Raw genomic sequence first — 14,060 nt, 5'->3', positions numbered from 1 at the left:
ACCATAGTGGAAGACGACCCATTACCTGCGCCTATTAATTATTATGTTTTTATAGAGAGAATGGAACAACGTAAACTGAAGCAGTGCGTTGCCATTGTTGTTTGCTTATTTATAGGCTTGGCCTTGTTGCTGTGCCCTTACGTTGTTTTTGAAGATTCACAATCTGGACACGCGATTTTAAAATTAAATTCTAGTATTAATCAGGCGCCAAGAGCTTTTTTCTTCGGCGCCTTAGCTGTTTTGCCCCAAAAGGCCACTTTGGATAGTGCACCCTTATCGCTTGTGAGTCAGATTGATCGCGGAACCATAGATGGGCTTGCCCAAAATCTGAAATACTGGCTGGTCATGGTTTGGTTTGGGTCTACTTATGTCTAAGAGATTAGAGAAATGTATAGAATAAAAGGAGGAGTATCCGATCGATAGTATATTATGGAGCATAGCGAAAGTGGTTGCAGCTTTGTTCCTTGTCGCTTTAAATGCATTCTTTGTGGCAGCTGAATTTTCTTTGGTCAAAGTAAGGAAAACTCGACTTGCCGAGCTCTCCGAAACAGGGTCGAAGAAAGCTACGGTTGCTCTGGAAGTAACTTCTCAGCTAGATGCCTATCTTTCGGCAAGCCAACTAGGTATAACGTTGGCCTCCCTAGGACTGGGCTGGCTGGGCGAACCGGCCATTGCGACCTTGTTGGCGCCGCTTTTTGCGAACCTCGTGGAGTGGGATGGAGTTTTAACTCACACTGTATCGGTGGTTATTGCTTTTCTTTTGATAACGTTCTTGCATATTGTTTTAGGCGAGTTAGTTCCTAAATCGATAGCCATTCAAAGCGCTGAGAAAACAGCCTTATGGACGGCAGGTCCTTTAAAGACCTTCTACAAGTTCTTTTATCCAATCATTCGCTCCTTAAATGGGCTTGCGAACCTGATTTTAAAGCGTTGGGGTGTTTCCCCAGCTAATGAATCGGACCTTGCCCACACGGAAGAAGAATTGCGGATGCTTGTCGATGCCAGCCAACGCCATGGGGTATTGGATAAGCTGGAAGGAAAACTCTTAGATAATGTCTTTGAATTTTCGGATCGAGTGGTTAGTGAGGTTATGGTTCCCCGACAAGATATGGTGTGTCTTTATATTCAGGATTCCATGGAAGAGGTTCTCCATGTCGTGAAAACAACGGGGCACACACGCTATCCCTTATGTGATGATGATAAAGATAATGTCATCGGCCTAGTTCATATGCTGGATTTGCTTTGTCTCCCTGAAGAACGGGCAACAAAGAGTATTGCTGACTTGAAGCGAGATATACTCATCGTACCGGAAGGCATGCCCATCTCGCATTTAGTCCAGAAAATGCGCGCCCAAAGAACCCATCTTGCGGTAGTAGTCGATGAGTTTGGGGGTACTGCCGGAATGGTGACCATCGAAGATCTTATCGAGGAATTAGTTGGTGAAATCTATGATGAATTTGAGAGTAAAGAACAAGCGGAAATCATCAAAGGCGCGGAAGGTGAATACCTAATTAACGGGCGGGTCTTGCTCGATGACTTAGTTGATTTACTAGAAATTGACTTTGAAGAGGAGACCGTTTCCACTTTGGGTGGTTTTGTCTTCAATCGCTTAGGTCGTAAACCGGCCAAAGGTGATACAATTGATTTTCAGAACTATATCTTTTCCGTAATAGAAGTCGTTGGCTTTAGAATCACCCTGGTGAAAGTGAGTAACAAGCCTGCTGTGAGTTCTTTGCCTTCACTGGTAGAAGCTCAAGAAGATATTGCAAAATAAGCGGTAATTTAGACTGTATTACTGACATAATTGAAAGGGGATGTTGTCGATGAGTGGAATCGGAAACCAGCTGAAAACTGTTCTTCTGATGAGTTTATTAACTGTACTTGTGATTTTAGCCGGAGGGGCACTAGGTGGCCGAGGCGGTATGCAAATGGCCTTCTTGTTTGCTATGGTTATGAATTTTGGTAGCTATTGGTTTAGTGACAAGATGGCTCTAGCTATGACTAAAGCTGTTCCGCTTAGCCGCGAACAAAGCCCAGAACTCTACGAGACGGTGGAAAATCTTGCTGATAATGCCGGTCTGCCCATGCCAAGGCTCTATATGACTCCTTCGCCTCAGCCCAATGCTTTTGCTACGGGAAGGAATCCTAATCACGCGGCCATTGCCGTGACCCAGGGCCTGATGCAGATCCTTAACCGCGAAGAGCTGGAAGGGGTATTAGCCCATGAAATGGCACATATCAAGAATCGGGATATCCTCATCAGCACCCTTGCGGCAGTCATGGCCGGGGTCTTAACCATGCTTGCCAATTGGGCACAGTGGGCATTGATGTTTGGGGGATTAGGTGGGGATGATGACGAGGGTGGTTCTGGTCTAGCGATGCTTCCGATGATTATTCTGGGACCACTGGCTGCCATGCTGGTACAAATGGGGATTTCACGTTCGCGCGAGTATCTTGCTGATTCTACCGGTTCGGAGATTGCAGGTAACTCGTATGGCTTAGCCAATGCTTTACAAAAACTAGAACGTAGCTCACAAGTTATTCCGATGAATGTTAACCCTTCAGCAAGTCACATGTTCATTGTCAATCCTTTGAAGGCCAAGAGAGTGGCCAATTTATTTAGTACGCACCCTCCCATAGAGGAGAGGGTAAAGCGTCTCTATGATATGGAACGTCGGTAATAGTAATGAGAGAAGGGCCGAGGCTGTTTAATGCAGCCTCGGCCCTTTTGATTATACGTATCAGACATACTGAACGCATTAGGATATTTCATGGCACTAGCGAAGTCCGAGCGCACCGCGGGTCTAAAAAGTAGAGCCGATGCGGAAAATGCCGAATTCGCGATGCCCGAGACTTTCGGACTTAGTGAATTTACCGTTTGCGACCTCAACCATCTCTGCGAAGATTCGTCGACCAGCCTGCTCGATGGTTTCCTCACCGGAAATGATGGAGGAAAGGTCAAGATCGATGTTGTCTTCCATGTTTTGATAGGTATCGCTATTGGCGGTGACTTTGATGACAGGAGCAATAGGTGAACCGGTCGGAGTACCACGTCCGGTAGTAAATACAACAACCTGAACACCACCAGCAAGCATTCCGGAAATAGATTCCACATCTTGACCGGGGGTATCCATAACATAAAGGCCTTTTCCGCAAGGAGGTTGACCATAGGGGAGGATATCCTGAATTGGTGAGTGTCCGGCCTTGTAGATACAGCCCAAAGATTTTTCCTCGATGGAACTGATCCCCCCTGTTATGTTTCCTGGGGTAGGTTGACCTTGTCGCAGATCCACATGCAACTGTTTAGCACGAAGCTCTGTTTGTTGGACAATCTCCATTAATTTTTGAGCTACTTCGGGTGATATTGCTCGTTTGGCCAGTACATGCTCAGCGCCGATAAACTCGGTAGTTTCGGAGAGCATGGCAGTACCACCGGCCTTAACCAGAAGATCTGAGGCGGTGCCCACAGCAGGATTGGAGGCTAAACCTGAAGTAAAATCAGATCCTCCGCATTCAATCCCCAGGGAAAGCTCGCTAAGCGGAGCCTCTACCGGCTTGAGAAGTGTGATGCTGCGAGCCATTTGACTGGCGATCTGAACACCTAGAGCGGTGGTTTTCAGGGTGCCACCGTGTTCTTGAATAATGATCACTTGCACGGGTTTACCTGATTTGGCGATCTCAGCAGCGGTTTCTTGGATGGGTATCCCTTCACAGCCTAAGCCCACCACAAGCACTGCCCCGACATTAGGGTTTTTGCCTAAACCGATGAGTGTCCGCAGGGTCTGTGTATAATCCGCACCTACTTGACAGCAGCCATGTTGATTGGGGATGGCTACAGCCCCGGGAACTTGGGCGGCAATATTGAAAGCAACAGTAGTTGAACAGACTGAAGTAGGAAGGATAAGAAGATGGTTGCGGATGCCAAACTGACCATCGGAGCGTCGATAACCGAAGATATTCATATCAATAATCCCCCTTACACTGCTCCAAATCGCCCCTACCGCGTTTGGATTCCAGGTTATGCACATGAACGTGCTGGCCGGGTTGAATATCTATCGTAGCAACACCGATGCTCTCAGCGTATTTCCGGACATCTTCATTTTTAGCAATGGTACGAATAGCAAATTTATGTCCTAAAGGAATATCTTGACAGAGTAAAACTTGCTCTTCTCTATCCCCACGAAAGTAGGAAATGGCTGTTCCGGCGGTAAAATGATCGACACAGGTAGCCACATTATCAAGTTCATGAATGACAACGGCTTGTTTTTTCATAGTTTATCCTCCAATAAAAGCAATTATCTATAGTATAACACTGTTTATTATAGCATAAGATTTGCGTTGTTGTGTTAATACAGTTCAAGAAAGTCGAGTGTAACTTAGGGTCGTTATTACATCAAATTTAGGGTCGTTATCCCCATCAAGCTTAGCGGACGAATAATTGCGAATAAACTGCGGCGATTTAAGGAATAATAAAAGGCATTCCAGTCTTAATGCCCTCAGGCATAATAAATATGAGGGGCTGATTAGTGCAAATAAAGCACCTGAAAGGAGTTGCCACATGAAGCGATGATGATAATTGCCATAAGAACATTTATTCTCTATATGATTGTCATTATGGCCTTGCGCCTCATGGGAAAACGCGAAATTGGTCAACTGCAACCTTTTGAGTTAGTCGTTATTCTTATGATATCGGATATGGCGGCCATCCCCAGTGAAGATATTGGGATTCCTCTTATTTCGGGGATTATTCCCATTATGATCTTGGTGTTGATGAGTGTTGCCTTGTCTTATCTGGAGTTAAAGAGTGAGCGCGCTCGGGATATCTTGAATGGGACTCCCTCGATATTAATTGAACGAGGTAAAATAGTCGAGCATGAATTGGTGCGCAATCGTCTGCCCCTAACAGATTTGATTGAAGAGCTTAGAATGCGGAGTATACCCAATATTGCCGATGTAGAATTTGCGATTCTGGAGACGAATGGTCAAATTAGTGTCCTGCCCAAAGCAACCAAACGCCCCGTGACCCCAGGGGACTTGAAACTCCAGCCTGAATATGAGGGATTGCCGGTGGTATTTATTATGGATGGCCTCTTGAATAAAAGAGCTTTTGCCTTATCCGGCAAAGATCAGACCTGGCTGGACCGGGAACTCCAAAAGCATCAATTGAAGGGAATAGAAGAGGTTCTGTTTGCCAGCCTTGATTCTTCGGGGCAATTATATCTTCAAGAAAAGAAGCGCACGCATAGAAAAAACAACGGTAAGTAAGTTTCCATATGAAAGTTTGAAGCATCGAGAGGAGAGATAGATATGCTGAGAACCTATCTTACAGTTGGTATAATTATCTTGGTGCTTGTCTTGGGAAGCTATTGGCACAACCAATATATTAATTCCTCCGCATCCTCTTTAGAAGGAATGCTCATCGCGGTGGAAGACATCATTCAAAATAGACATTGGGGAAATGCTAATCAGCAGATGGATCAGCTGAAAAAAGAGTGGGATGAAACAAAAAAACTATGGAGTATTTTACTCGATCACCAAGAAATTGATACTATAGACCTTAGTTTAAAGCGTGCCGAAAAATACATCCTAGAACAGGAGGCTGCTCTAAGCTTGGGGGAGGTTGCAGCCTTACGTCTATTGTTCCATCATATTGCGGATACCGAGACAATTACCCTACAGAATATCCTTTAACTCACTATAAACGAGAATCTCCTTAGTCAAGACATAGAGGAGGTTCTCGTTTTTTGCGTAATTTATCCCCTTTGATTGAGATGAATAATTAGGAGATGTGCCATATGGAAATTTAATAGCTATAATTAAAAATAATTATTGAGATTCACTATAAAAATACCTAGAAGTGGAAGGGAAATGGGTGTATGATTAAGAAAACACATTGATAAAATATTCACATTTTTGTATTTAGTCTTTATTTTTACTTATTTGATTAAAGTTATTTAATAAACATGTGTTTTTAGTGTTATATTTCACATTTTAATATCTCATCGGACTTAATTTTACTTCTTAGAAAAAATAATTTAACGAGGTGAGGATTGTGAAACGAGAGGGTAACCCATCTGAAAGTGGATATCAGCTTCTCGAAAGAAAAGGGATATCCAGAAGAGACTTTCTGAAAATGTGCACAATCACATGCACGGCACTTGGACTTGATTTGTGTTTGGCTCCCCAAATTGCGGAGGCAGCAGCAGCAAACTTGTCAAAGAAACCATTGATTTGGATGCAAGGACAGGGGTGTACTGGATGTAGTGAATCATTATTAGCTTCCCTTGATCCGAGTCCGGACCAAATTATCCTTGATGTCCTTTCCGTACGCTACCATCCCACATTAATGGCAGCCGCTGGAGAGCAAGCAGTTCAAAGTATGGAGGAATGTATAGCCAAAGGAAATTACATACTGGTTCTTGAGGGATCGATTCCAACGGCCGATCCTCGTTATTGCATGGTGGAAGGTAAATCTTTTATTGACCAATTTAAGAAGGCTGCTGCTAACGCTGAAGTTGTAATTGCTGTGGGTTCCTGTGCTTGCTATGGCGGCATTCCACGGGCAGGCTTCACGGGAGCAGTGGGGGCGCAAGATGTGCTTAGTGGGGCTAAGATTGTAAATCTACCGAGTTGCCCGGTTAAGCCGGATCGTTTAGTCAGCGTAATTCTATATTATTTGAGCGAAAACGCTTTGCCTTTACTGGACGAACTTAAGCGGCCAGTAGCCTATTATCGCTATACCTTACATGATAGTTGTGATCGCCGGTTGCACTTTGAAAAGGATGAATTCCTAGAGGATTGGAATGACGCCGAAACAACAGACTATTGCCTCTACCATAAGGGGTGTAAAGGACAAGATACTTACACCACTTGCGCCGCTTCATGGTGGAATGATGGAGTGAGCTATTGTGGTCATGCAGGGTCACCATGTGCCGGTTGTAGTGAGCCTGAGTACTATGATGGATTTGCGCCCCTATTTGTGAATCCTAAGGAGGAGAAGTAGATGGCTAAGAGAATCGTTGTAGATCCTGTAACAAGAATCGAGGGCCACTTAAGGATTGAGGTGGAAATCGATAGGGGTGTCGTTACGAATGCCTGGGCTCAAGGGACAATGTACCGAGGTATTGAAGATATTCTCCGTGGGAGAGATCCCCGTGATGCAGTATACATCACGGAACGAGTCTGCGGGGTATGTGTGGCATCCCATGGTTGGACATCGGCAATGGCGGTTGAAGATGCACATGGAGCTCATGTTCCTCGAGCAGCGCAGCTCATACGCAACTTGCTGACAGGGGCTTTATGGTTGCATGATCACCCCTTACATTTCTACCATCTCTCCGCTTTAGATTATCTCGATGTCATGGCGATTGATCACTACAAAGGAAAAGATCAAGAGCTATTGGCTGTTAAGAATAAAATTATGTCCTTAGTAAAAGCTGGAGATACCGCTCCTCTGACTCCTAGGTATCAACCCGATCGTTTTTCCATAGGCGATCCGGAAATCGTCATTACCGCTCTTGCTCATTACCTTGAAGCACTAAAGGTACAGGCTAAAGCAAAGAAAATGTCGGCCATTCTGGGAGGGAAGCAACCCCACCAATCCAGTATTGTTGTAGGCGGGGTGACAATCTACCCCCAAAAAGAGCAACTCGATAATTTTAAAGAGATATTAAACGAAGTTGTAGCTTTTATTGAGACTAAATATGTTCCTGATGTGGTTAATATTTGTACAGGTCCACTGGGTCAGCTAGGAAGGGCCGGAGTCGGTGCCGGGTCCGGTAGTTACTTAGCTTATGGTGGCTTCCCAATGGATGATCTTGGTAATGATAAGTTATTTAAAGGCGGCTTTATCAGTAGCACGTCTCCGGGTGTTGTTCAAGAGCTAGATATTAGCAAGATTACTGAAGCGGTAGCGAGTTCCTGGTACCGCGATGCAGAACCTGCTAATCCTTGGCAAGAAAGTTCGGAGATCGATCTTGATAAAAAAGGCGCATATACCTTTGTTAAATCTCCCCGCTATAACGGTGAAGTGACTGAAGTAGGACCGCTGGCCCGCATGATGGTAATGCAACATCAGCCCTTACTCAACTTAATGGGTAAGTACGGAATTAAGCCTGGGTCGGTGGCTCGTCATCTCGCACGGGCACAGGAAACATTGCTGATGACTGAGGCCATGTATCGTTGGCTTGATGAATTAGAGCAGTTGCAAAGCAGCAAGGCTAGCCGTCCTGCCATTCATGACCAGGAGCACTGGGATCCGCCGAAGCAGGGGCAAGGGGTGGGGCTTAATGAAGCTCCGCGGGGTGCCTTAGGACATTGGATTAACATCGATAACCATGTTATCAGCAATTATCAACTCGTTGTTCCCACAACATGGAATGTTTCCCCGCGTGATGATCATGGGTTAGCTGGCCCCATTGAACGGGCTCTAATCGGAGTTGCGGCGGACCCGGATAATCCGGTGAACGTTGTTCGCGTGATTCGTTCCTTTGATCCCTGTATGGCCTGTGCGGTACACCTTATTGACGCCGATGGGGTGAGAATGTTCAGGATTTAAGGAAGTTAAGCTCAATACATTAATTTGATATAAGAAAAGAAGTTGAATAGGTGAGGTGATAAAAGAAGTTATAGCATTTTTAAAATGTGGGATGCCGAGGTCAAAAGGAATTGTATTCGAGAAAGGGAGGGCTTTTTGATGTATGAAGAAAAAGACTTATCAAGGAGAAAATTTCTCAAATCGGGAATCCTGGCTGCGGGAGCGCTAGCCGTTGGTTCAAGTATCTTCAATACCACGAAGGTTGTAGAGGCAGTTGAAACAACACCAACACCAGCCCCATGTGATAGTAATTGTGAAATTCCGAGTTTTCCATATCCATATGCACATCTCGACGCGGAAAAGGCGAAGCTAGACGGTTATGCAGGGTATGGCAAATCGAAATGCTCCTATGGTGCTTTTGAAGCCATTATTGGACAGCTCGGAGATAAGGTAGGATATCCATACACTATGGTTCCAACCCAAGTTTTGGGTTGGGGTGGAACCGGCGGTGGCGGTTGGGCGACACTGTGTGGAGCGCTTATCGGTGCGGCCACGGCCATCAACTATACCATGGAAAAGAAGGATGCTGATAAAGTCGTAAGCGAACTATTTGGTTGGTATTGTGATCATTCATTCCCCGAATTCGCACCGGCCGCAGGTAAAGCGCTGGAATATGATGGGGTTATGGAGAAAAGCGTTGCCGGGTCTCCTCTCTGCCATGTATCCGTAAGTAATTGGTGTGATGCCAGTGGTCTCAAAGCTGAAAGTAAGGCCCGTAGTGAACGTTGCGCTCGTGTAACAGCCGATGTGGCAGCTAAGACGGTAGAGCTATTAAATCAATTCCACAGCAAAACCTTTAAGGCAGTTTACAAAAATGAATCGGTCGAGGACTGCATGATGTGTCATGGTAAAGGTCATTCTTTAGAAAATACCCGCGGATTAATGGATTGTGATCAATGTCATACCAATGTTGAGCCCGATAACCTCGTTGAGCATATTAAGAGAAGTTGGGATATTAAAGACTAAGCAAGTTGCGGCAAAGTTAAGGTATTCAAACTAAGCGAAGATTATATCGATACTCAAGAGAGACAGTGCCCTGTAGGTGCTGTCTCTCTTGTATGTATCAGCAGGCCTCCCAAAGCTTTTTCAAACTTTAGATAATCCAACTCTTCTCCTGTAGCATGTATATAAAACAAAAAATGTAGAACACTAAAGGGTGTTGGCTAAGGAGGTGGTATAGCAAGGAATGGGTTATTATGGAGAGAAATTTGCGAAGTGGAGCAGCATTATTGCCACCATCGGCACATCAATCTTGGCAATTACGGCTACGATTACGGTTACGGTCACCTTGAATGCCTGGAAAATTGATAGGGAATCCTCCCGACCCTACTTATCTCTTCAGGACTCGCCTAAGATTGAAGCAAAGTCAGGGTTAAGCTTGGAGTTCAAGTTTAATAATGTGGGTACTCACCCCGTTGTAAATCTGGCCAGTCGAACCCTTGTTATTGAACAAGAGCTTGAAAATAAACCCCTTCAAAATGATACGTATTATTTAGCTAATGAAATACCGCAGAATATGGCATCAAGCTTACTTATTAAGTTTAAATCTTATGAAGTCGATAATAGTGAGCCCGACGTAAGCCCCTATTATATAGTGCTTCACCTAGAATATACTGATCCCTTTATTAACCAAAAGTATCAACAAACCTTGTACTACCGCTGGGATGGCATTGCCGGAAACGAAGTTCAACCTATAGTGCATGTGGAAGTCCGGGAAAAAGAGAGCATCCTTAATTACCTTAAAAAACAAAAAATTAAAATCCAAACGTGACCTCCGTTAAAGAAAACCCGGCTTCGCCAAGCCTTTAAGGCCCACATCCGAAAAAAGCGAAGCCGCTCGTTGCCTTATGCAGAAGGATAGTAGGTAATGAAGTTACACTTTCTGACAGTGGAGATTAATCATAGAAAGCGAGAACTCAAAAATAAACTTGAGTTCTCGCTTTTAATTCGTTTAATCCTATTAAGTAAAGCTATTAGGTAGATGCTTTTAGGAAAATGAATTGACGCTTGAAAGAGAGGAGGTTATTGATTGTCCATAACAATACAATAGAGTTCCACCGGTCCATGGACACCAATCGATAAATCCATCTCGATATCCGAAGTACGACTAGGTCCAGAGATGATTTCGATGGCAGCAGGAATAGGTGACTGCTTAAGTTCAGCAAGCACTTGATCCAGACGATCTCGAATCACCGAGGCTGGGATAAAGGCGAGATGACGGATGGGAATTAAGCTCACGGCTCTTCCCCGTTGGGTGTTGCTCTTTAAGACGAGGGAACCGGATTGGACGATACCGTAATCGACACCAGTAATACCAAGTTCGGCTTTATCCATAATGGCATAGCGTTCCTCGCGATTGGCAGGAAGGTCGGCGTAGACTCGCGCAGACCATCCTAACCCCTCGAGACAGGCTCGAGCCATGGTGGGGAGTTCATTCCAGGTGATCACTTTATTGGAGCCTAACCATTCGGGCTTTTCGCCAAACCATGCCTTTAGGGCCTCGGTAGCTTCTGCAGAGGTAGCAGCTTTAGCCACTTTGCCGCCCATAGTTTCAAACATCTTGAGAAAATGTTCCAACCGTTCCTCTGGGGAGTTCGTCTGAAATAGTGGATAGGTTACTTCCACGGGGGTCACAGAGCTTGGGGTAGGGCGACCAAGTTTTTTAGCGATATTTGCGATAAATTCTTGACGATTGCTCATTATTTATCACCTCGCTTCATATTCTCCAGACTCTTCTTAAGCTCGGGCCACTGATCCCGGAAAGTCTGTTTAGCTACAGGAGGTAAGGTCTTGCTGTTTGTCCAATTGGAGAGCGGGGGCGGTCCTCCGTTAATTCTACCGTTGCGCATTAAGATAAATTGGAATTTTGAACCTAAGCGGATAAATTTGTTAAGGGTTTTTGGATGGGAGAAGTAGTAGCCATAGTATTTGAATATCTTCTTCTCCAGGCCGGGAGTATGACCCTTGAGGACCTTACGGTCGCGGTGCTTGACGATTAAATCATGGAGTGGAATGCGTACAGGGCAGGCTTCGGCGCAGGCCGCACAAAGGGAGGAGAAGTAGGGAAGATGTCCCCATTTCTCATAATCTTGTTCTAATAAAGGTGTAATTACCACCCCAATCGGCCCGGAATAGACGGAACCATAGGCATGACCGCCGACTTGGCGATAGACGGGACAGACATTAAAGCAAGCACCGCAGCGGATACAACGGAGTGAGGAACGGAATTCCTCGTCACCGAGAATCTCTGAACGGTTGTGATCAAGAATAACCAAATGCCATTCTTTAGGTCCATCTAATTCCTCTTCGCGTCTAGGCGGGGTTGTCATTGTTGTATATACGGAGAGACGTTGTCCAGTTGCACTGCGAGCTAGAAGATTAAGGAGCACACTAAGCTCTTTGAAGGATGGGACAATCCGCTCCATGCCCATCATCGTGATTTGCACTTCAGGTATGGTGCTGGTCATCCGCCCATTGCCTTCGTTAGTTACCATGGTAATGGTCCCGGTGTCGGCTACCGCAAAGTTGCAACCGGTGATGCCGATTTTACTGGCAAGGAATTTTTGGCGCAATTGCTCACGAGCAAATTTGGTCAGGGTAGGGGTATCAGATTCTAGGGGATGCCCGGCAATGGGTTCAAAGAGCTTAGCAATCTGATCCCGGTTTTTATGCATAGCGGGAACAATAATATGTGAGGGTGGTTCATCCGCAATCTGGATAATGTACTCGGCTAAGTCTGTCTCCACAACCTCGATGCCGTCTTTTTCTAAGGCGGGGTTAAGGTGGATTTCTTCCGTAATCATGGACTTGGATTTAATGACCGATTTAAAACCATGCTTTTCGAAAATATCCTTTGTAATTTTTACGGCTTCTTCAGGAGTTTTAGCTAAATGGACAATGCCACCATTTTTCTCAACATTGTCGATGAGCATATTGAGGTAATAGTCTAAGTTGAGAACCACATGATTGCGGATCTTCTCGCCGGCTTGACGCCATTCTTCCCAATTGCCTAGTTCATCAGTGATCGCTTTTTTATTATTTCTTAGCCGATCAGTTGCCCGGCGGGTGGCCTTCCGTAAAAAATCGTCGCTTAAGGCTTTATCAAGAGCTGCATTTACATCATAGTGATTATCCAGTGACATTCTTACATCCCCTTCCCGAGCAATTGTATGAGATGCATGGCTGGTATGGAACGGCCATGTTTCTCCATATATCCGGAGATATTCATAAGACAGCCCATGTCAAGTCCTGTCAGGATATCGGCCCCGGATTCCAAGACGTGCTGGGCCTTTTCGGCCACCATGGCTTCCGAGATGCGTGGCATTTTAATCGAAAAGGTACCGCCGAACCCGCAACAGAGATGAGCTTCCGGGAGAGGAACTATTTCGAGATCTTGGATATGTTGCAATAGGGTCAAGGGTTCCTCCTTCAATCCTAATAAACGAGTAGCATGACAGGAGGGATGGTAAGTAACTTTAGCTTTATAGCGAGCACCAAGGTCAGGTGTCTTAAGGACATTAACGATAAACTGGGAAAATTCATAGCTCTTATCGATGAGCTCTTTAGCTTTTTTCGAATAAACCGGATCGTCCTTAAATAAGTCTGGATAATTATGATGGATCATACCGATGCAAGAGCCGCTGGGGCCAACTACTACTTCGCTGTCTTCGAAAGCGTCAATAAGGGCACGGGCTACTGTGCGGGTATCATCCATATAACCAGAATTAAAGGAAATCTGTCCGCAACAGAATTGTCCTTCAGGAAAATCAACTGTATGCCCTAAACGGGTAAAAATCTTGGACATAGTTACACCAATATCAGGAAACATGGTGTCTCCCAGACAAGTGATAAAGAGCGAGATTTTCATGAAGCTACAGTCCCTTCCGTTTTGAAACTTAATTTTTCTTATTATTATGGCATAGACTATTCGGCTTTATCCGAGGAAAGGCACATTTGGTTCTTCATACCAAATGCTGACCAAATGGGTTTGAGCAGAGCTTTGAGTTATATTTACGATTTTGATCCAACTGGTGTCTTCAAGCCATTGATTGACCTCTTTCTCGAGAAGACGGGGGTCAGGTGAGCTAAAAGTTTTGACTCGCAAATTTAACCTCCTTACTTTGCTAAAATTCCTCTTTGTTTTATATTATACCAAAGTGGCATAAATTACTAAAGTCCTTTCCGAAAAAACTGTCTTTTCGGAGTATCTTGATCATCGAAGAGGGAAAAATAATGGAGAGGTGATGATGATGCCAAGAAATGACGGAAATAAAAAGCAAAACGAAGATTTGAAAAAGATTGAGTTGACCTTAAACAACATTCAAAAAAATGAGCAATTTCTAGCTGAAAATGCCGAAGAGCTTACCCCCCACCAACTTAAGGATGTGAGAAAACACTTAGATTCAAAAAAGAAGTTTCTCGCGGAAACAGATGGGACAATCAAATATTAAGAAAAAAGGCGGGT

At 44.7% G+C, this 14,060-nt stretch carries 16 protein-coding genes; 10 read left to right on the top strand and 6 right to left on the bottom strand.

Annotated features, from left to right (window positions below; translation table 11 throughout):
• The first annotated feature begins 6 nt into the window (after window positions 1-6).
• The 3 genes from DESDI_RS10980 to DESDI_RS10970 all read left to right on the top strand — a co-directional run bounded on the left by DESDI_RS10980 (window position 7) and on the right by DESDI_RS10970 (window position 2,681).
• A complete protein-coding gene (locus tag DESDI_RS10980) occupies window positions 7-375 on the top strand; it encodes a hypothetical protein (RefSeq protein ID WP_015262684.1) in 369 nt (122 codons plus the stop codon).
• A 70-nt stretch (window positions 376-445) separates the two neighbouring features.
• The gene (locus DESDI_RS10975; protein ID WP_015262683.1) at window positions 446-1,774 is read left to right on the top strand and encodes a hemolysin family protein; all 1,329 of its coding nucleotides are present in this window, start codon (window positions 446-448) and stop codon (window positions 1,772-1,774) included.
• Between the two features lie 49 nt (window positions 1,775-1,823).
• Window positions 1,824-2,681, top strand: a complete 858-nt coding sequence (locus DESDI_RS10970) for a zinc metalloprotease HtpX (RefSeq protein ID WP_015262682.1) — start codon at window positions 1,824-1,826, stop codon at window positions 2,679-2,681.
• A gap of 123 nt (window positions 2,682-2,804) precedes the next feature.
• Here DESDI_RS10970 and DESDI_RS10965 read toward each other — a convergent pair whose 3' ends face one another.
• A complete protein-coding gene (locus DESDI_RS10965; protein WP_015262681.1) occupies window positions 2,805-3,962 on the bottom strand; it encodes a UxaA family hydrolase in 1,158 nt (385 codons plus the stop codon).
• Window position 3,963: 1 nt separating this feature from the next.
• A complete protein-coding gene (locus tag DESDI_RS10960) occupies window positions 3,964-4,272 on the bottom strand; it encodes a UxaA family hydrolase (protein WP_015262680.1) in 309 nt (102 codons plus the stop codon).
• Between the two features lie 294 nt (window positions 4,273-4,566).
• On the opposite strand from DESDI_RS10960, the gene DESDI_RS10955 reads away from it, so the two are divergent.
• From DESDI_RS10955 to DESDI_RS10930, 6 genes are all read left to right on the top strand, one after another.
• Entirely contained in the window at window positions 4,567-5,265 is a 699-nt protein-coding gene (locus DESDI_RS10955; RefSeq protein WP_015262679.1) for a DUF421 domain-containing protein, read from the top strand.
• A gap of 42 nt (window positions 5,266-5,307) precedes the next feature.
• A complete protein-coding gene (locus DESDI_RS10950) occupies window positions 5,308-5,691 on the top strand; it encodes a DUF4363 family protein (protein ID WP_015262678.1) in 384 nt (127 codons plus the stop codon).
• Between the two features lie 352 nt (window positions 5,692-6,043).
• Window positions 6,044-7,003: a hydrogenase small subunit gene (locus DESDI_RS10945; protein ID WP_051015679.1), complete on the top strand. Its 960-nt coding sequence runs from the start codon at window positions 6,044-6,046 to the stop codon at window positions 7,001-7,003.
• The gene (locus DESDI_RS10940; protein ID WP_015262676.1) at window positions 7,004-8,557 is read left to right on the top strand and encodes a nickel-dependent hydrogenase large subunit; all 1,554 of its coding nucleotides are present in this window, start codon (window positions 7,004-7,006) and stop codon (window positions 8,555-8,557) included. It abuts the gene before it with no gap.
• Window positions 8,558-8,695: 138 nt separating this feature from the next.
• Window positions 8,696-9,562 carry a C-GCAxxG-C-C family protein gene (locus DESDI_RS10935; protein WP_015262675.1) on the top strand — a complete coding sequence of 289 codons (867 nt, stop codon included), beginning with the start codon at window positions 8,696-8,698 and terminating at the stop codon, window positions 9,560-9,562.
• 220 nt (window positions 9,563-9,782) lie between these two features.
• Entirely contained in the window at window positions 9,783-10,367 is a 585-nt protein-coding gene (locus DESDI_RS10930) for a hypothetical protein (protein ID WP_015262674.1), read from the top strand.
• A 251-nt stretch (window positions 10,368-10,618) separates the two neighbouring features.
• On the opposite strand, the gene DESDI_RS10925 is transcribed toward DESDI_RS10930, so the two are convergent.
• The 4 genes from DESDI_RS10925 to DESDI_RS18100 all read right to left on the bottom strand — a co-directional run bounded on the left by DESDI_RS10925 (window position 10,619) and on the right by DESDI_RS18100 (window position 13,700).
• Window positions 10,619-11,296, bottom strand: a complete 678-nt coding sequence (locus DESDI_RS10925) for a LutC/YkgG family protein (protein ID WP_015262673.1) — start codon at window positions 11,294-11,296, stop codon at window positions 10,619-10,621.
• A complete protein-coding gene (locus DESDI_RS10920; protein ID WP_015262672.1) occupies window positions 11,296-12,738 on the bottom strand; it encodes a LutB/LldF family L-lactate oxidation iron-sulfur protein in 1,443 nt (480 codons plus the stop codon). The genes DESDI_RS10925 and DESDI_RS10920 overlap by 1 nt, the downstream gene beginning before the upstream one ends.
• Before the next feature lie 2 nt (window positions 12,739-12,740).
• Window positions 12,741-13,463 carry a (Fe-S)-binding protein gene (locus DESDI_RS10915; protein WP_015262671.1) on the bottom strand — a complete coding sequence of 241 codons (723 nt, stop codon included), beginning with the start codon at window positions 13,461-13,463 and terminating at the stop codon, window positions 12,741-12,743.
• Between the two features lie 66 nt (window positions 13,464-13,529).
• Entirely contained in the window at window positions 13,530-13,700 is a 171-nt protein-coding gene (locus DESDI_RS18100; protein ID WP_015262670.1) for a hypothetical protein, read from the bottom strand.
• Window positions 13,701-13,845: 145 nt separating this feature from the next.
• Between DESDI_RS18100 and DESDI_RS10910 the strand changes: the two genes are divergently transcribed.
• On the top strand, window positions 13,846-14,046 hold the full coding sequence (locus DESDI_RS10910; RefSeq protein ID WP_041219921.1) for a hypothetical protein: 201 nt from the start codon (window positions 13,846-13,848) through the stop codon (window positions 14,044-14,046).
• The last annotated feature ends 14 nt before the right edge of the window (window positions 14,047-14,060 follow it).

The organism is Desulfitobacterium dichloroeliminans LMG P-21439 (assembly GCF_000243135.2).
Classification (GTDB): domain Bacteria; phylum Bacillota; class Desulfitobacteriia; order Desulfitobacteriales; family Desulfitobacteriaceae; genus Desulfitobacterium; species Desulfitobacterium dichloroeliminans.
Note: the sequence above shows the minus strand (reverse complement) of the source record. Positions and strands in the feature narration are given on the sequence as shown.